The organism is Streptomyces sp. NPDC053431, from assembly GCF_044544925.1.
GTDB lineage: Bacteria > Actinomycetota > Actinomycetes > Streptomycetales > Streptomycetaceae > Streptomyces.
In genome coordinates this window covers 159,082-176,671 of sequence record NZ_JBITXX010000007.1, presented here as the reverse complement: position 1 = coordinate 176,671, position 17,590 = coordinate 159,082, and the positions used below count along the sequence as shown (strand labels likewise).

Below are 17,590 nucleotides of genomic sequence, written 5' to 3'. Positions count from 1 at the left end.
CGCCGACGGCCCTTCTCCGGTGCGGCGCCGCCGGTCGCAGCGGCCCCGCGCGCCCCGTTCCGCAAGCGGTCGTGGGCCCTCCGCCGGTTGTTACTGGCCAGATACGTATCTCTTTGTGAAAACCCGTATCCGCTGTGTAAAGGTCAGGCGTAAGCTCGGGCATATGCGCAGTGCGGTTTCCAGGAGATCGTTAGACACGGCCGGACCGGCGGAGGGAGAAGCCCGATGACCGAGAGCGGTCCCGACCTTGCCTGGCTGGTCATACGCCAGGACGACAACGGCAACCGCTACCGGGTCGGCCGGTACGCGACCCAGGACGAGGCCCAGAAGGTCGCCGACAGCCTCGACGACCGCGGACACAAGCAGCTCTACTGGGTCGAGCGTATCGGGCAGCCCGCCCTCTGACCCTCGGCCCGCTGCCCGGGCGGCCGCCTTCGCCGCCCGGGTTACGCTCCGCACCATGACCGATCGCCGAACGGACCCCGGGACGCCCGACCCTGTCGTGGTCGTCGCCGGGGCCCTCTGCCACCAGGGGCGGCTGCTCGCCGCCCGCCGCAGCGCCCCCGTCGAGCTCGCCGGCCGCTGGGAGCTGCCCGGCGGCAAGCTGGAGCCCGGGGAGAGTCCCGAAGAGGCCCTGGTGCGCGAGCTGCGCGAGGAGCTCGGCATCGAGACCGAGGTCGGCCCGCGCATCCCCGGCGAATGGCCGCTCAAGCCCGGCTACGTCCTGCGGGTGTGGGCCGCCCGTCTGGCCTCCGGTGAGCCGCGGCCGCTGGAGGACCACGACGAGCTGCGCTGGCTCGCCCGCCACGAGCTGGACTCCGTCGACTGGCTCGACCAGGACCGCCCCGCCGTCGCCGAGGCCGGCCGACTGCTGCCCGCCGCCCCGGACACCTCCGCCGCACCGGCGGACGGCGCACGCGGCTGACCCCCTACGCCGTTCGTGCCACCGTGCGCCCACGGGCGCGCCCCGCGCGATATCCCACTCCGAATATCGGGTATGTCCTGATTAACCCCCCGAAATAGGACGTGGGCCTCGTGATCGACACCGAAGGCGACTGCGCCGAATGGCATTTTCCGGCGGAGGCCGACGCCGTGCGCACGGCTCGTCACGCGGTGCGGGACACCTTGAGGGCCTGGCAGCTCGACGCGGTGATCGGAGATGTGACCGTTCTGCTGGTCAGCGAGTTGGTGACCAACTCGCTGCGGTACGCCTCCGGGCCCATCGGCGTCCGCCTGGTCCGCCGCCGGCCCGACGGTACCGGGCCCGGACACGGCCCCGCCCTCCTCGTGGAGGTCTCCGATCCGCTTCCGGATGAGCCCACCGAACGCCCCGCGGGACCGGACGACGAGGGGGGCCGAGGGCTGCAGCTCGTGGCCTGTTCCGCCCGCCGCTGGGGCACCCGGGCCGGGCGCACCGGGAAAACCGTGTGGTTCGAGCTGGCCCTGCCTGGTGAGTAAAGAGGGTGGGACGACGATCAGCGGGACTCGGCCGGAAACGAACGAGACCACCCTGTGATCGTGAACGTCGTGCCGACGGGGGCCGTGGTGCTGAATACTTCGGTCATGGCCGGTCCGGTGCGGTGAGCTGGAGGGGACGGTCGCGTGAGCGAGATACCTGAGACGGCGAGCGGTGTCGTGTGGCAGAGCAGCCCGCCCGGGTCGATCTATGACTACATCCGGGTCGCCTCCTTCTCGATAGGTCCCGACGGGCTCGTCGACCAATGGAGCAGGCGGGCCGTGGAGCTCTTCGGGGTGACCGCCGAGGAGGCCATGGGCAAGGACCCGGTCGAGGCCTTCATGCCGGCCGAGCTGCGCGAGCGCGGACACCGCAGGGTCAAGGAGATCCTCGACGGCAGGGAATGGACCGGCCTGGTCCCCTTCCGGATGCCGGGCGAGGACCGCCCCCACGGCATCGCCGAGATGTACGTCATGCCCAGCGAGACCGGGCGCGGGGAGAAGGCGGCCCTGTGCATCGTCGTCGACGTGCGGGCGCTGCGCCGGATCGAGACCGACCTCGCCGCCTCGCAGGCCATTTTCGGCCAATCCCCGTTCGGCTTTCTGCTCTTCGGCACCGACCTCACCGTGAAGCGGGCCAACCGCCGCTTCGCCACCGTCTTCGGCGGCAACGCCGACGACCACCGCGGCCGGACCGTGTACGACTACCTGGCCCGGCCCGAGGCCGAGCGGATGACCGCCGCGCTCCGCACGGTCCTGGAGACCGGAGAGTCCGTCGCGGACCTCCAGATCGTCGGCGCCGCGCCCGGCTCCACCGACCGGCGCCACTGGTCGGTCAACCTCTACCGGGTGCACAGCGGTTCCGGCCGCCCCATCGGCGTCGCCGGCCTCGGCATCGACGTCACCCGCCGGCAGAACGCCGCCCGCGAGGCCGCCAGCGCCCGCCGCAACCTCGCCCTGCTGAACGAGGCCGGGGCGCGCATCGGCAACTCCCTCGACCTGGAGGCCACCGCCCGGGAACTCCTCGACGTCGCCGTCCCCGGTTTCTGCGACCTCGCCGCCGTCGACCTCTACCAGGGGCTGCTGACCGGCGACGAGGCCCCGCCCGGCCGCTGGGGCAGCTCCCACGACGTCGGCTACGGGGCGGGCAGCGCCGAACTGCGCCGGGTCGCCGTCGCCAGCGCCGTCTCCGACACCCCCGTACGGATCGGGAAGCCGCGCCCCAGCGAGGACGACACGGCAGCCCGGACCCCCGGGGCGGACGGCGAGGTGTGCTGCGACACCGGCCCCATCGAGGTCGGCTCCGTGCACCGCTACCCGTTCAACTCGCCCTGCGCCGGAGCCCTGCGCACCGGCCGCGTCCGCACCGTGCCCGGCGCGGAGGGCAGCCTCGTGCAGTCCACCCTCGTGGTCCCGATGGTCGCCCACGACACCGTCGTCGGCCTCGTCCAGTTCTCCCGGGCCAAGGGGAGCGAGTCCTTCGGCGAACGCGACCGCGCCCTCGCCGTCGAACTCGCCGCGCGCGCCGCCGTCTGCATCGACAACGCCCGCCTCTACCGGCGCGAGCACGAGCGGGCCCTCATCCTCCAGCGCAGCCTGCTGCCCCCCGGCGACCCCGAGGCGGCCGGACTCGACATCGCCTGTCGCTACCTCCCCGGCACCGTCGGCTCCGAGGTCGGCGGCGACTGGTTCGACGTCATCGAACTCCCGGGCCACCGCACCGCGCTGGTCATCGGCGACGTCATGGGCCGCGGCCTGCGCGCCGCCGTCGCCATGGGCGAACTGCGCACCGCCGTGCGCACCCTCGCCCAGCTGGACCTCGAACCGGCCGAGGTCCTCTCCCACCTCGACGAGATCGCCCGCGGCCTCGGCACGCCGGCCGGCGCCCAGCAGTCCGCCCGCGCCCACAAGGCCCGCGGACCCGAGCTCTCCGAGGTCTATCTGGCCACCTGCGTCTACGCCGTCTACGACCCCGTCACCCGGCGCTGCACCTTCGCCAACGCGGGCCATCTGCCGCCGGTGCTCGTCGAACCCGGCGAGGAGGCCCTGCTCCTCGACGTGCCCCCGGGGATGCCGCTCGGCGTCGGCGGTGAGCCCTTCGAGGAGGTCGAGGTCGAGCTGCCCGAGGGGGCCCTGCTCGCCCTCTACACCGACGGGCTCGTCGAATCCCGCGACCACGCCCTCGACGAGGGACTGAGCGCCTTCCGCAGCGCCCTCGCCAACCACGGCCGGCCCCTCGAGGACGTCTGCGACCACGTCCTGACCACCCTCGACACCCGGCACGGCGAGGACGACATCGCCCTGCTCATGGCCCGCATCCAGGGCCTGCCCAGCGAGGCCGTGGGCGACTGGCGGCTCCCCAGGGAGCCCCGCTCGGTCGGCCGCGCCCGCGAACTGGCCCGCGCCCAGCTCACCGCCTGGGAGCTGGAGCCCCTGATCGACACCGTCGAGCTGCTCGTCAGCGAACTGGTCACCAACGCCCTGCGCTACGGCGAGGGGGAGATCCGGCTGCGGCTGCTGCGCGACCGCACCCTGGTCTGCGAGGTGTGGGACGCGGGCCTCGTCCAGCCCCGCCGCCGCCGGGCCAAGGACACCGACGAGGGCGGGCGCGGACTGCAGCTGGTCGGGCTGCTCAGCGCCGCCTGGGGCTCGCGCCGCACCCCGCGCGGCAAGACCGTCTGGTTCGAGCTGCCGCTGCCGGACGGCGACGGCTTCACCGAACCGACCGTCGACCAGCTGCTCAGCATGTTCTGAGCCCCTGGACCGGACCGGACGCAGCCTGGACCGGACCGGACGCAGCCCGGACCGGACCGTACGCAGCCCGGACCGGACCGTACGCAGCCCGGACCGGACCGCCACCGTCCCGCCGGCCGCTCCCAGGGCCTGTCCGGCCCTGAGCGGCCGGACACCGCCTACGCCTTGAGCGCGGCCAGCCGAGCCTCGATCTCCGCCTGGTCGCCGAGCGCGTCCAACTGCTCGAACTGGGCGTCCAGCGAGGAGGCGGCCAGCTCCTGCCTGCCCAGCGCCCTCGCCTCCTCCCGGCGCACCTTGTCCTCGAAGCGGCTCAGCTCGCTCGTCGGGTCCAGGACGTCGACGCTCTTCACCGCGTCCAGCATCGTGTTCTGCGCGTGCGCCGACCTGGCCCGCGCGACCAGCTCGTCCCGCTTGGCCCGGAGCTCGCCCAGCTTGCCCTTCATCTGGTCCAGGCCCGACCTGAGCCGCGCGACCACCTCCGTCTGCGCGGCGATCGTCGGCTCCGCCGTCCGCGCCTCCTTCTCCGACTGGAGCTGGCGGCCGAGGGCGACCTTCGCCAGGTTGTCGAAGCGGTCCGCCTCCGCCGTCTGCCCGCCGGCCCGCAAGGTGTCCGCCCTGCGGCTCGCGGCCAGGGCCTTCTCGCCCCACTCCTTCGCCGCCGCCACGTCCTCCCGGTGGTCCTGCTCCATCAGGCGCAGATGGCCGAGGGTCGCCGCGACCGCCTCCTCCGCCTCCGTGATGTTGCTCGCGTAGTCGCGGATCAGCTGGTCCAGCATCTTCTGCGGATCCTCCGCCTGGTCGAGGAGCGCGTGGACGTTGGCCTTCGCCAGCTGGGCGACCCGCCCGAGGACGGTCTGCTTGCTCATGGTCGGTCTCCTTGCGTGCGCGACGTACACGACGTACGACTCGGGTGACGAGCGACAGGACGGCGTCAGAAACGCCCGCCGCCGCCCAAGCGGCCGCGGGTGCCCCCGCCGCCGAAGCTGCCGGGGCCGCCGCCGAAGCCGCCGCCCCCGAAACCCCCGCCACGACCCCCACCGTGTCCACCCCCACCACGTCCCCCTCCGAACAGTCCGCCGAGGATGATGCCGCCGAGCACGGCCCCTCCGAGCCCGCCACCGCCGGCACCTCCCACCCCTGTTACACCGCCCAGGCCGTTCGGGTTCCCGTACGACCGCACGTCCTGCTCGGCGAGCTCCTGAGCCCGCCGGGCGAGCGCGTCGGCCTGCCGCGCCTCGGCCAGCGCCGCGTGCGGGTCGGCGTCGGCCAGCCGGCCCGCCCGGTCCAGCCGCCGCCGGGCCTCGGCCAGGCGGGTGCGGGCCTCCGCGCCGACGGCTCCGCGGTGCGTCGTGACGAAGTCGCCGGCCGCGCCGATCGCCGAACGGGCCGTCAGCGCCGCCTGGTCCAGGAGCGTGCGGGCGCGCAGGCTGCCCGACTCGCGCTCCCGCGCGCCCTCCAGGGCCTCGTCGAGCGCCGTGTCCGCCTCCTCGAGCCGGCGCAGCGCGTCGATCGGGTCGTAGCGGCCGGAGTCGACCGCGCCGCGGACGTCGGCGAGCACCGACGCGGCCCGGCCGATCCGGCCCCGCAGGTCCGCCGTCGACACCCCCTCCGAGGTGCCTTCGAGCAGCCCGCGGGCATCGGCCAGGTCCGCCTCGGTCTCGGTGAGCGCCCCCGACAGCTTCCCCACCGCCTCGGCGAGCTCCTGGGCCCGCCGGTCCACGGCCTCGGCCAGCCGGGCCGCCTGGTCGACGGCGCCCTCGGCGGCCCGGATCCGCACGGCGGCGCCGCCGTTGTCGCCCCCGTCCAGGAGCTGCCGCGCCTCGTTGACGGTGGTGGTCGCGAACACCAGCCGGTCCTTGGCCTGTTCCACGTCGCCGGAGACCGGTGCCGCCGCGGACTCGGCGTACCGCTCGCGCATCGCCGTCAGAGTGGCCTCCGCCGTGGCCACCCGGCCGGTCTGCTCGCGGAAGGCCGCCTCGACGGCCTCCAGGGCCTCGGGCGCGTTGCGCTCCAGGGCGCGCAGCCGGTCGAAGTCCTCGGCCTCGGCGTCGAGACGGGCGTTGACGTCGGCACAGCGCTCGACGATCTCGGCGAGCAGGGACCGCCGGGTCGCGTCGTCCTCGGGAACGGCGTCGTCGAGCTGCTGCCGCAGCCGGAAGGCGGCGGTGAGCTCGTCCTCCGCGAACCGCACGGCCTCGGTGAACCGGGTGACCGCCTCCTCGCCGAACTGGGCGGTCGCGAAGCCCAGTTCTTCCTTGCTGGTACGGACGGCGTCGTCGGTCGCGACGAGCGCCTGTCGGGCCCGCCCGTCGAGTTCGGCGAGGTCCGGTGGCGGCGACCCCTTCGGCGTGCCCCAGCCGCTGCCGCCGGCGGCGGAGCCCCAGCCCCCGCCGCCCGGTGTGGTGCGGGTGGCGGTCCTGCGGCGGCGCTTGGTGTACGCGTACGCGGCGATCGCGCCGGCGCCGCCGACCAGGACCACCGGCAGGATCAGGTCGGCCGCGGAGGTGGAGTCGCCGGCCGCGCTCCCGCCGGGGTCGGCGGGGCCGGGGGTGATCGCGGGGGCGGGTACGGGCCGGCCGGCGAGGACGGCCGCGTAGCCGTCGGCGGCGCCGACGGCCGCGCCCGCCCAGTCGTTCTGCCGGAGGGCCGGTTCGATCGCGTTCCGGGCGACGTCGTCGAGCTGGGCCTGGGTGAGCCGGGAGCCGGGGTCGGCGGAGTAGCCGTACCGGCGGTCGTGGGTGGCGACGGCGAGCAGCACGTCGTCGCGACCGAGTCCGTTGCGCTCGGCGGTGGCGTCGGCCCAGCCCTGGGCGGGGTGGCCGGAGAAGTCCCGTACGTACACGACGAAGAGCTGCACGCGGCGGGCGTCGTAGAGCGCGTCGAGGGCCCGGACCACCGCGGGGCGCCGGTCGCCGAGAGCGTCCACCCGGTCGGTGACCTGCCCGTCCCGGGACAGGACGACGGGGTCGTCGGCGCGGGCGCCGGGAACGGCGGGCACGGCCAGCCACCACGCCGCCACCAGCACCGAGAGCAGGGCTCGGGTGGCTGTTCGTGTCACAAAAAGGAGGTTATGTCCGGGCTTGTGGGGCCGCGACCGGGCCGGGCCGGACGTGCGGAAACCGTTCTCCACAGGCGTGCGTCACTGTCGGTAGCCATCGCTACGGTGGTAGCGGTGACACGACGATTCTCGGGGGGCCCGGGTGAACGGACGGTGGAAGAGCGTGTGGCGACGGGGGCGCTGGTGCGTCCTCGGACTCGTCCTCGCGCTCGTCGTGCCGGTGCTGGCCGCGGGCACGGCGCTGCGCCTCAACTACACGGGCGAGCTCCGCGAGGGGACACGGACCCGCGGCAAGGACGCCATCTGGCTCGGCCACGCCTGGGTCGACGGCCGGAAGAAGGAGGCCGACGTCGCCGCCTTCGCGGAGCGGATCAAGGGCACGGGCATCCGTGACCTGTACGTCCACGCCGGACCCCTCGAACACGACGGCACCCTGCCCGCCGCCCGCCATCCGCGGGCACGTTGGCTCGTCGACGCCGTCCACCGCACGATGCCGGGCATCCGGGTGCACGCGTGGCTGGGCGACATCCTCGCCACCGAGGGCCCGGACGGGCTGCGGCTGGAGGACGCACGCTCCCGGGCCGCCGTGGTGGCCTCGGCCCGGCAGGTCCTCGACGCCGGCTTCGAGGGCGTCCACTTCGACCTGGAGCCGCTGCACTCCGACGACCGCCACTATCTCTCGCTGCTCGACGATCTCGGCGCGCTGACCCGGGCCCGCAAGGCGCCGCTCTCGGTCGCCGCGCACCAGATAGACCCGCTGCCGGCGGCGCACACCGTCCTCGGCGCGCTGTCCGGCAGCGAGAAGTGGTGGTCGCAGGAGTTCTTCGGCCAGGTCGCCCGGCGGGTCGACCAGATCGCGGTCATGTCGTACGACACCTGGATGCCGCTGGAGGGCATGTACGGCGGCTACGTCGCCCAGCAGACCAGCCTGGCCCTGGAGGTGACGCCCGAGGGGACGGACCTGCTCATGGGCCTGCCCTTCTTCCACGAGGACGACCTCGGGCACCACGAGTCGGCCGAGACCGTCGAGGCCGCGGTCCGCGGCGCCCGCCTCGGGCTCGGGCGCACCGACCCGGACCGCGAGCGCTTCGGCCTGGCGCTGTACGTGGACTTCGCGGCGCGGGACGGCGACTGGCAGGCGTACCGGGAGGGCTGGCACGACCGGCCGACCGGCCCGCGGGCGAACTAGGGCGGGTCAGGAACGTCCCGACCGGCCCGCGGGCGCACCAGGGCCGGCCCGGAAAGTCCCGACCGGCCCGCGGGCCCCGTACGTGCCTCGGCCCCGTACGTGCCTCAGCCTGTACGTGCCTCAGCTGTACGTGCCTCAACCCCGTACGCGCCTCAGCCCCTCCGGCGTCGGATCGTCCGGCCCAGCCACACCACCGGGTCGTACTTCCGGTCCACGACCCGTTCCTTCATGGGGATCAGGGCGTTGTCCGTGATCCGGATGTCCTCCGGGCACACCTCGGTGCAGCACTTGGTGATGTTGCAGTAGCCCAGGCCGTGCTCCTCCTGCGCGGTGGCACGGCGGTCGAGGCCGGTCTCCTCCGCCGCGTCGAGCGGGTGCATGTCGAGCTCGGCGATCCGCATGAGGAAGCGCGGACCGGCGAAGACGGCCTTGTTCTCCTCGTGGTCGCGCACCACATGGCAGGTGTTCTGGCACAGGAAGCACTCGATGCACTTCCGGAACTCCTGCGAGCGGTCGACGTCCTCCTGCTTCATCCGGTACTCGCCGGGGGCGAGACCGGCGGGCGGCACGAAGGCCGGGATCTCCCGCGCCTTCGCGTAGTTGAAGGACACGTCCGTGACCAGGTCGCGGATCACCGGGAAGGCCCGCATCGGCGTCACCGTGATCGTCTCGTCGCGTCCGAACACCGACATCCGGGTCATGCACAACAGCCGCGGCCGCCCGTTGATCTCGGCCGAGCAGGAGCCGCACTTTCCGGCCTTGCAGTTCCAGCGCACGGCCAGGTCGGGCGCCTGGGTGGCCTGGAGGCGGTGCACGATGTCGAGCACCACCTCGCCGTCGTGCACCTCGACCGTGTAGTCGGTGAGTCCGCCGCCGTCGGCGTCGCCCCGCCAGATCCGGAACCTCGCGTCGTACGTGCTCATGCGTCCAGCTCCTCCTCGGCGAGGTACTTCGCCAGCTCCTCCTTCTCGAAGAGGGCGAGCAGATCGGCCCTGATCGGCTCGGTGCGTACCCGCTCCAGGTCCACCCCGCCCCCGTCGGCCGCCCGGCAGCGCAGGTTCACCGGGCGCCAGGCGCGGTCCATGGACGGATGGTCCTCGCGGGTGTGGCCGCCCCGGGACTCCGTGCGCTCCAGGGCCGCCCGCGCCACGCACTCGCTGACCAGCAGCATGTTGCGCAGGTCGAGCGCGAGGTGCCAGCCGGGGTTGAACTGCCGGTGGCCCTCGACGGCGACCCGCCGCGCGCGCTCGCGCAGCGCGGCGATCCGGTCCAGCGCCTCGGCCATCTCGCTCTCCCGCCGGATGATCCCGACGAGGTCGTTCATCGTCTGCTGGAGCTCCTGGTGGAGCGTGTACGGGTTCTCCCCGTCGCCGTCGAACGGGGCCAGCGCCTCCGCCCGGGCGGCCGCCACCGCCTGCTCGTCGGCCTCGGCCCGGCCCGACTCGGCCGCGTAGGCCGCGTAGGCGGCGGCGTGCAGACCGGCCCGCCGTCCGAACACGAGGAGGTCGGAGAGCGAGTTCCCGCCGAGCCGGTTCGAGCCGTGCATGCCGCCCGCGACCTCGCCGGCCGCGAAGAGGCCGGGAACGCCGAGGGTCGCGGCCGACTCGGAGTCGACGGCGACGCCGCCCATCACATAGTGGCAGGTCGGGCCGACCTCCATGGCCTCGGCCGTGATGTCGACGTCCGCGAGCTCCTTGAACTGGTGGTACATCGACGGCAGCCGGCGCCGGATCACCTCGGCCGGCATCCGGGTCGACACGTCGAGGAAGACCCCGCCGTGCGGGGAGCCGCGGCCCGCCTTGACCTCCGCGTTGATCGCCCGGGCCACCTCGTCGCGCGGCAGCAGCTCGGGCGGGCGGCGGTTGTTGTCCGGGTCCTCGTACCAGCGGTCGCCCTCCTCCTCCGACTGCGCGTACTTCTCCTTGAAGACCTCGGGGACGTAGTCGAACATGAACCGCTTGCCCTCGGAGTTCCGCAGCACCCCGCCGTCGCCGCGCACCGACTCGGTGACGAGGATCCCCTTCACCGACGGAGGCCAGACCATGCCGGTCGGATGGAACTGCACGAACTCCATGTTCACCAGCGGTGCCCCCGCGAGCAGCGCGAGCGCGTGTCCGTCGCCGGTGTACTCCCAGGAGTTGGACGTGACCTTGAAGGACTTGCCGATACCGCCGGTCGCGAGGACGACCGCGGGGGCCTGGAGGACGAAGAAGCGGCCGGACTCGCGCTCGTAGCAGAAGACCCCGGCGACGCGCCCGAGGGCGTCCTTGAGGACGCGGGTGACCGTGCACTCCTGGAAGACCTTCAGTCCGCTCTCGTAGTCACCGGTCCCGCGGAAGTCGTCCTGCTGGAGGGAGACGATCTTCTGCTGGAGGGTGCGGATCAGCTCCAGGCCGGTCCGGTCGCCGACGTGCGCGAGCCGTGGGTACTCGTGGCCGCCGAAGTTGCGCTGGGAGATGCGCCCGTCGGGCGTGCGGTCGAAGAGCGCGCCCCAGGTCTCCAGCTCCCACACCCGGTCGGGGGCCTCCTGGGCGTGCAGTTCGGCCATCCGCCACTGGTTGAGGAACTTGCCGCCGCGCATGGTGTCGCGGAAGTGGGTCTGCCAGGTGTCGTGCGGATTGGCGTTGGCCATGGAGGCGGCGATGCCGCCCTCCGCCATCACGGTGTGCGCCTTGCCGAACAGGGACTTGCAGATGACGGCCGTACGGGCGCCCCGCTGCCGCGCCTCGATCGCCGCCCGCAGCCCGGCGCCACCGGCGCCGACCACGATCACGTCCCACTGCTGCCGCTCCACAGGAGTCATGTCAGAAGAACCTCGGGTCGTCGAAGGCACCGGTGGCGAGGAGGTACACGTAGAGGTCGCAGGCGGCGACGCTGATCAGCGAGGCCCAGGCGAGCAGCATGTGGCGGCTGTTCAGCCGGCCCGCCCAGGTCCACAGCCGGTAGCGGACGGGATGCTTCGAGAAGTGCCGCAGCCGGCCGCCGACGATGTGCCGGCAGGAGTGGCAGGACAGGGTGTACGCCCAGATCAGCACGATGTTGACGAGGAAGACGAGCGTCCCGAGCCCCATGTGACCCCACGCGTGGTGCTCGTCCCGGAAGGTCAGGACGGTGTCGTACGTGAGGATGCCGGCGACCGGGAGGGCCAGGTAGAAGAAGTACCGGTGGACGTTCTGCAGGATCAGCGGGAAGCGGGTCTCCCCGCTGTAGGCGGCGTGGGGCTCGGCGACCGCGCAGGCCGGGGGAGAGGCCCAGAAGCCCCGGTAGTAGGCCTTGCGGTAGTAGTAGCAGGTCAGCCGGAAGCCGAGCGGGAAGACCAGGATGAGCAGGGCGGGGGAGAGGCCCCACCAGCTGCCGAACAGGGCCCAGTTGGGGCCGCCGTGCATGGGGACGCAGTTCTCCGCGAGGCACGGCGAGTAGAACGGCGAGACGTAGGGGGCGGCGTAGTAGTCGGCGTTCGCGAAGGCCCGCCAGGTCGAGTAGGCGACGAAGGCGAGCAGTCCGGCGGCGGTGACGGCGGGCGCCAGCCACCAGCGGTCGGTGCGCAGATGACGAGCGGCGAGGGAGGCGCGCCCCGCGGAGCGCACCCCCGTCGCCGTTCCGTTCCTCGTCGGGGGTCGGGTACCTGTGGCCAACAGGGCCTCCTCGGCTCTACGGCGCGTGGCGGTCGCGTGCTCCCAGGCCCTCGTCGTCGATGTCGGTCCACTTCTGGGAGTCGTACGGGGCGTCCGGGATCGTCACCATGCTCTCGGCGCGGTCGTCCCGGGGCACCTTGGGCGTGCTCCGCTCCGCCCCGACGCGGCGTTCCAGCTCTTCGACCGTGCGTTCCAGGTCTTGCAGGCGGCGCTTGACGGCCGCGAGATCGTCCTGATCGGACATGGTTGCCCTCACTTCCGCGAGCGCGGGTCACACGCGAGTGTCGCGCGTCACATCCCGCTTGTGAAGCCGTGTGCACGTGATTCCACTCGTCCGGAGCGCCCCGGCGTCCGGGCGATTGGGCCGCACGAGTGGGGTTTGCCGGCCGTGCCGCCGTGTCGCCGTCACCGGATCCGCTCCGTCCTTTTCAGTGTATGAGCAATAGGTCTGATCATCTCCAAATGGCATGAAACTGGACGAAGGGGTACAAGTCATGTCCCAGGTCGGCGCCCCTCGCGGGAGGACATGCTCCAGGAGCCCCCGCTCCCGCACGCTCCGCTCCGTCGCCACCCTCGGCAGCGCGGTCCTCGCCCTCGCCGTCCTGGCCGGATGCAGCTCCGGCGACGGCGGCGAGGAGTCGCCCGCCGCCGCCCAGGACAACGCGCCGGCCGCACGCGACCAGGTCGCCGACGGAGGAACCCTGCGCTGGGCGGTCGACGCGCTGCCCACCACCCTCAACGCCTTCCAGGCCGACGCCGACGGCGCCACCGCCCGCGTCGCGGGCGCCGTGCTGCCCGCCCTCCACACCCTCGACGAGCGCGGCCGGCCCCGGCTCAACCCCGACTACCTGGAATCCGCCGCGGTCGTCGAGACCGAACCGAAGCAGGTCGTGCTCTACAAGCTCAACCAGCAGGCAGTGTGGAGCGACGGGCGCGAGATCGGCGCCGCGGACTTCGTCGCCCAGTGGCGCGCGCTCAGCGGCCGGGACACCGCCTACTGGACCGCCCGCAACGCCGGCTACGAGCGGATCGAGAAGATCGAGCGCGGCAAGAACGACCTGGAGGTGCGGGTCACCTTCGGCAAGCCGTACGCCGACTGGCGCTCGCTCTTCACCCCGCTCTACCCGAAGGAGGTGATGGGCTCGCCGAACACCTTCAACGACGGCGCCCGCGCCTCCCTCAAGGCCACCGCAGGACCGTTCCTGCTGAAGACGATCGACCGCAAGGCGGGCACCGTCACGCTCGTCCGCAACCCGCGCTGGTGGGGCCAGAACGCCAAGCTCGACACGCTCGTCCTCACCGCCGTGCCCCGCGCCGACCGGGCCGCCGCGCTCGCCGCCGGCAAGCTGGACCTGGCCGAGATCGACCGGGCCGTCGCCGAGCGGATCGCCCTCGCGACCCGCGACGCCCGGACCGGCCGGAGCGGCGGGCAGGCCCTCGCCCACGGGCCCGGCGCCGGGGTCACCCCCGCCGCCGCGCTGAAGTCCTGGGCGCTCGCCTACGGCTCCGACGAGGAGAAGGCCGAGGAGGTACGGGCCGCCCGGGAGAAGAACCAGCTGGCCGTCGCCCGGTACGCGACCGAGCAGAACGGCCTCGCCCGGTTCGTGGTCCGCAAGTCCCTGGAGCCCGCCTACACCCAGCTCTCCCTCAACGGGGAGTCCGGTCCGCTCGCCGACGAGCGGGTGCGCCGGGCGGTGGCCCGTGCGATCGACCGCCAGGAGCTGGCCGAGACCGTGCTCAAGCCGCTCGGGCTGCCGGCCAGGCCGCCGGGCAGCCACCTCGCGCTCGCCGGACAGGCCGCGTACGCCGACAGCAGCGACGCGCTCGGCGACCAGGACACCAAGGAGGCGCGGGCGCTGCTCGCCGACGCCGGCTGGGTGCCGGGCGGGGCGCTGAAGAAGCCGGCCGCCGGTACGAAGGCGGGCAGCGAGGCAACGGGCACGGACGCCGAGAAGGCGGCGAAGGCGGCGGAGGGCGCCGGGAAGACCGGCACGACCGAGACGAAGCCGGAGAAGAAAGCCGACGAGAAGCCGGGCCAGAAGCAGCCCGACACGGCCTCCGACGAGGGCCTCTACATCGTCGGCGACGACAAGCCCGGCGAGCGCCGGGCGACCGGCCCGCTGATCGGCGCCGCCGGCCCCGAGAGCGGCACCAACGTCCTCGCCCCCGCCCCCGTGGCCGCCTTCCAGAGCGCGGCGCTGCTCCGCCAGGCCGCGGCCCTCGACACCGGCGGCGGCACCGGGGCCGAGGTGCGGTCCCAGCTCCAGGCGCACCCCGCCAAGCCCGTGGCCGGCGCCTACGCCCCGCGCGGCACCGCGGCCCCGGCCGCCGCCGACGCCGCCGCGGCGCAGGCCCTCGGCAAGGACGGCAAGGCGCTCAGCCTCCGCTTCGTCCTGCCCTCGGGCCCCGGCTCGGAGTCGCTCCGCGCGGTCGGCGACCGGATCGTGCGGATGCTCGACGCCGTCGGCATCCGCACCGAGGTCACCAAGGTCTCCGACGAGAGCTTCTTCAAGGACCACATCGCCTCCGGCGACTACGACCTGGCCCTCTACTCCTGGCCCGCGACCGCCTTCCCGGCGACCGACGCCCGGCCGATCTACGCCAAGCCGGAGCCGGCCTCCGACGGCTCGCTCCTGGTGGAGCAGAACTACGCCCGGGTCGGCACCGACCGCATCGACCAGCTCTTCGACCAGGCGGCCGCCACCCTCGACGAGGAGGAGGCCCGCGACCTGGTCCGCCAGGCCGACGCCCGGATCTGGGCCGCGGCCGGCTCCATCCCGCTCTACCAGCGTCCCCAGCTGGTGGCGGCCCGGCCCGAGCTCGTGAACGCGGGGGCCTGGGGCTTCGCCGCCCCGCGCTACCAGGACATCGGCTTCAAGAAGCCGGAGTCCGCCCGGGGCGCGGAGAGCAACACCCGCAAGTGAGCGCAATACCCTAAAGCCGCCGAAAGTCCAAGCCGCAAGCTCAGAACCAGCTCAAGTTCCTTGCCCGCCGGGGACCCCGGCGGGCAGGATCACGTCGGCCCCTTGACCCGGTCGCATGATCTTCCCCACACCCTGAAACCTCCCAGTAGACCCTCTCGGATCCCTCCGGGGAAGCCCCTTGCACGGCAGCCCCGTACCATAGGACATAGCCGTGGCGCGTCCGCCCGGCGGGCGTAAGAGGAACTGACGCCGATTCCCACGATCCGAGAGAAGCGCAAGCCACCCATGCCCACGCGCCACGACATCCGTAACGTCGCCATCGTCGCCCACGTCGACCACGGCAAGACGACCATCGTCGACGCCATGCTCAAGCAGGCCGGTGCCTTCGCCGCCCACCAGCAGCTCGACGACCGCATGATGGACTCGAACGACCTGGAGCGTGAGAAGGGCATCACGATCCTCGCCAAGAACACGGCGGTGAAGTACCACCCCAAGGACGGCGGGGCCCCGATCACGATCAACATCATCGACACCCCCGGCCACGCCGACTTCGGTGGCGAGGTCGAGCGCGGTCTGTCGATGGTCGACGCCGTCGTCCTCCTGGTGGACGCCTCCGAGGGTCCGCTCCCGCAGACCCGCTTCGTGCTGCGCAAGGCCCTCCAGCAGCGCAAGCCCGTCATCCTCTGCATCAACAAGACGGACCGCCCGGACTCCCGGATCGACGAGGTCGTCAACGAGACCTACGACCTCTTCCTCGACCTGGACGCCGACGAGGACCAGATCGAGTTCCCGATCGTCTACGCCTGCGGCCGTGACGGCATCGCCTCGCTGACCAAGCCGGAGGACGGCACCGTCCCGGCGGACAGCACCAACCTGGAGCCGTTCTTCTCCACGATCCTGGAGCACGTCCCGGCCCCGACGTACGAGGAGGACGCGCCGCTCCAGGCCCACGTCACCAACCTCGACGCCGACAACTTCCTCGGCCGCATCGCGCTGCTCCGCGTCGAGCAGGGCGAGCTGCGCAAGGGCCAGACGGTCGCGTGGATCAAGCGCGACGGCTCGATCCAGAACGTCCGCATCACCGAGCTGATGATGACCGAGGCGCTCACCCGCAAGCCGGCCGAGGTCGCCGGCCCCGGTGACATCTGCGCCGTCGCCGGCATCCCCGAGATCATGATCGGCGAGACCCTGGCCGACCCGGAGAACCCGGTCGCGCTGCCGCTGATCACGGTGGACGAGCCGGCCATCTCCATGGTCATCGGCACCAACACCTCCCCGCTGGTCGGCCGTGGCGGCACCGGCAAGGGCGCGGACGCCAAGGCCGCGGTCAAGGACCGCAAGGTCACCGCCCGCCAGGTGAAGGACCGCCTGGACCGCGAGCTGATCGGTAACGTCTCGCTGCGCGTCCTCGACACCGAGCGCCCGGACGCCTGGGAGGTGCAGGGCCGCGGTGAGCTGGCGCTGGCCATCCTGGTCGAGCAGATGCGCCGTGAGGGCTTCGAGCTGACCATCGGCAAGCCGCAGGTCGTCACCAAGGAGGTCGACGGCAAGGTCCACGAGCCGGTCGAGCGCATGACGATCGACGTGCCCGAGGAGCACATGGGCGCCGTCACCCAGCTCATGGGTGTCCGCAAGGGCCGCATGGACAACATGTCGAACCACGGCTCCGGCTGGGTCCGCATGGAGTTCGTCGTTCCGTCCCGTGGCCTCATCGGCTTCCGTACGGAGTTCCTGACCCAGACCCGCGGTACGGGCATCGCGCACTCCATCCACGAGGGCCACGAGCCCTGGTTCGGTCCGCTGCAGACCCGTAACAACGGCTCCCTGGTCGCCGACCGCGCCGGCTCGGTCACCGCGTTCGCGATGACCAACCTGCAGGAGCGCGGCGTGCTGTTCACCGACCCCGGCACCGAGGTGTACGAGGGCATGATCGTCGGCGAGAACTCCCGCTCCGACGACATGGACGTGAACATCACCAAGGAGAAGAAGCTCACGAACATGCGGTCCTCGTCGGCCGACTCGTTCGAGGCGATCGTCCCGCCGCGCAAGCTCTCCCTGGAGCAGTCCCTGGAGTTCTGCCGCGACGACGAGTGCGTCGAGGTGACCCCGGAGGCCGTCCGCATCCGCAAGGTCAACCTGGACCAGCGCGAGCGCGCCCGCGCCGCCTCCCGCGCCAAGAACGGCTGACCCCGAGGGGTTTGAGCGAAAGCTCACATCAAGGGCCCGGCCCCCTGCACACTGTGCGGGGGGCCGGGCCCTTTCGACGTTCCCGCGGGGCCCGAAGGTGCCCCCGTTGTCAACGTTTCGTCAACCACATTTAGCGGGCCGACCGTCCGGATATCGGTCGTCGCTCTCCGGAACGTGTGTTAACGGTCCGTTTCGTCGCTGTCTGTCTGTGCTCGCTTTGTCCGGATTTCGGTCTTCGGGGGGCTGGCGATGTTGTCAAAACGAGACCACTTAAGTGTGGTTTACAGCCCGGACGTACTTAATAGTTGGCTCCATTGAGCTCGGGTCAATGGGTCACGCACTGTGGGGAGTGCCGACTCACGAGCACACTCGGGGCACTTGAGTGCAA

13 protein-coding genes are annotated in these 17,590 nt (G+C 72.5%); 7 read left to right on the top strand and 6 right to left on the bottom strand.

The annotated features are described in order from the left end of the window. The first annotated feature begins 225 nt into the window (after window positions 1–225). From ACIGXE_RS19115 to ACIGXE_RS19100, 4 genes are all read left to right on the top strand, one after another. The gene (locus ACIGXE_RS19115; protein WP_399748810.1) at window positions 226–405 is read left to right on the top strand and encodes an SPOR domain-containing protein; all 180 of its coding nucleotides are present in this window, start codon (window positions 226–228) and stop codon (window positions 403–405) included. Window positions 406–460: 55 nt separating this feature from the next. After that, window positions 461–925 (top strand): (deoxy)nucleoside triphosphate pyrophosphohydrolase, encoded by a 465-nt coding sequence (locus ACIGXE_RS19110; RefSeq protein WP_399748808.1) that lies wholly within the window; start codon window positions 461–463, stop codon window positions 923–925. Between the two features lie 110 nt (window positions 926–1,035). Beyond that, entirely contained in the window at window positions 1,036–1,458 is a 423-nt protein-coding gene (locus ACIGXE_RS19105; protein WP_399748806.1) for an ATP-binding protein, read from the top strand. A 144-nt stretch (window positions 1,459–1,602) separates the two neighbouring features. Further along, window positions 1,603–4,209, top strand: a complete 2,607-nt coding sequence (locus ACIGXE_RS19100; RefSeq protein ID WP_399748804.1) for a SpoIIE family protein phosphatase — start codon at window positions 1,603–1,605, stop codon at window positions 4,207–4,209. A 158-nt stretch (window positions 4,210–4,367) separates the two neighbouring features. On the opposite strand, the gene ACIGXE_RS19095 is transcribed toward ACIGXE_RS19100, so the two are convergent. Together ACIGXE_RS19095 and ACIGXE_RS19090 are read right to left on the bottom strand one after the other, a co-directional pair. Beyond that, window positions 4,368–5,075 carry a PspA/IM30 family protein gene (locus tag ACIGXE_RS19095; protein WP_399748803.1) on the bottom strand — a complete coding sequence of 236 codons (708 nt, stop codon included), beginning with the start codon at window positions 5,073–5,075 and terminating at the stop codon, window positions 4,368–4,370. 65 nt (window positions 5,076–5,140) lie between these two features. Then, window positions 5,141–7,267: a TPM domain-containing protein gene (locus tag ACIGXE_RS19090; protein ID WP_399748801.1), complete on the bottom strand. Its 2,127-nt coding sequence runs from the start codon at window positions 7,265–7,267 to the stop codon at window positions 5,141–5,143. Between the two features lie 163 nt (window positions 7,268–7,430). On the opposite strand from ACIGXE_RS19090, the gene ACIGXE_RS19085 reads away from it, so the two are divergent. Next, entirely contained in the window at window positions 7,431–8,456 is a 1,026-nt protein-coding gene (locus ACIGXE_RS19085; protein ID WP_399748799.1) for a hypothetical protein, read from the top strand. Between the two features lie 152 nt (window positions 8,457–8,608). Here ACIGXE_RS19085 and ACIGXE_RS19080 read toward each other — a convergent pair whose 3' ends face one another. From ACIGXE_RS19080 to ACIGXE_RS19065, 4 genes are read right to left on the bottom strand one after another with little or no spacing between them, the layout of a single operon-like run. Continuing rightward, complete coding sequence (locus ACIGXE_RS19080) at window positions 8,609–9,379, bottom strand: succinate dehydrogenase/fumarate reductase iron-sulfur subunit (protein WP_399748797.1); 771 nt, start codon at window positions 9,377–9,379, stop codon at window positions 8,609–8,611. Next, the gene (locus ACIGXE_RS19075; protein WP_399748796.1) at window positions 9,376–11,259 is read right to left on the bottom strand and encodes a fumarate reductase/succinate dehydrogenase flavoprotein subunit; all 1,884 of its coding nucleotides are present in this window, start codon (window positions 11,257–11,259) and stop codon (window positions 9,376–9,378) included. The genes ACIGXE_RS19080 and ACIGXE_RS19075 overlap by 4 nt, the downstream gene beginning before the upstream one ends. Before the next feature lies 1 nt (window position 11,260). Further along, window positions 11,261–12,091 (bottom strand): hypothetical protein, encoded by an 831-nt coding sequence (locus ACIGXE_RS19070; RefSeq protein WP_399748794.1) that lies wholly within the window; start codon window positions 12,089–12,091, stop codon window positions 11,261–11,263. A 16-nt stretch (window positions 12,092–12,107) separates the two neighbouring features. After that, window positions 12,108–12,335, bottom strand: a complete 228-nt coding sequence (locus tag ACIGXE_RS19065) for a hypothetical protein (protein WP_399748792.1) — start codon at window positions 12,333–12,335, stop codon at window positions 12,108–12,110. Window positions 12,336–12,585: 250 nt separating this feature from the next. Between ACIGXE_RS19065 and ACIGXE_RS19060 the strand changes: the two genes are divergently transcribed. Together ACIGXE_RS19060 and typA are read left to right on the top strand one after the other, a co-directional pair. Continuing rightward, window positions 12,586–15,015 (top strand): ABC transporter family substrate-binding protein, encoded by a 2,430-nt coding sequence (locus tag ACIGXE_RS19060; RefSeq protein ID WP_399748790.1) that lies wholly within the window; start codon window positions 12,586–12,588, stop codon window positions 15,013–15,015. Window positions 15,016–15,300: 285 nt separating this feature from the next. Then, window positions 15,301–17,202: a translational GTPase TypA gene (gene typA, locus ACIGXE_RS19055; protein WP_399748788.1), complete on the top strand. Its 1,902-nt coding sequence runs from the start codon at window positions 15,301–15,303 to the stop codon at window positions 17,200–17,202. Window positions 17,203–17,590: the final 388 nt, after the last annotated feature.

Coding starts and splice junctions, on each gene's coding strand:
- ACIGXE_RS19065 (WP_399748792.1), bottom strand. CDS start 12,335: ATGTCCGATCAGGACGATCTCGCGGCCGTCAAGCGCCGCCTGCAAGAC.
- ACIGXE_RS19075 (WP_399748796.1), bottom strand. CDS start 11,259: ATGACTCCTGTGGAGCGGCAGCAGTGGGACGTGATCGTGGTCGGCGCC.
- ACIGXE_RS19115 (WP_399748810.1), top strand. CDS start 226: ATGACCGAGAGCGGTCCCGACCTTGCCTGGCTGGTCATACGCCAGGAC.
- ACIGXE_RS19110 (WP_399748808.1), top strand. CDS start 461: ATGACCGATCGCCGAACGGACCCCGGGACGCCCGACCCTGTCGTGGTC.
- ACIGXE_RS19095 (WP_399748803.1), bottom strand. CDS start 5,075: ATGAGCAAGCAGACCGTCCTCGGGCGGGTCGCCCAGCTGGCGAAGGCC.
- ACIGXE_RS19060 (WP_399748790.1), top strand. CDS start 12,586: ATGTCCCAGGTCGGCGCCCCTCGCGGGAGGACATGCTCCAGGAGCCCC.
- typA (WP_399748788.1), top strand. CDS start 15,301: ATGCCCACGCGCCACGACATCCGTAACGTCGCCATCGTCGCCCACGTC.
- ACIGXE_RS19080 (WP_399748797.1), bottom strand. CDS start 9,379: ATGAGCACGTACGACGCGAGGTTCCGGATCTGGCGGGGCGACGCCGAC.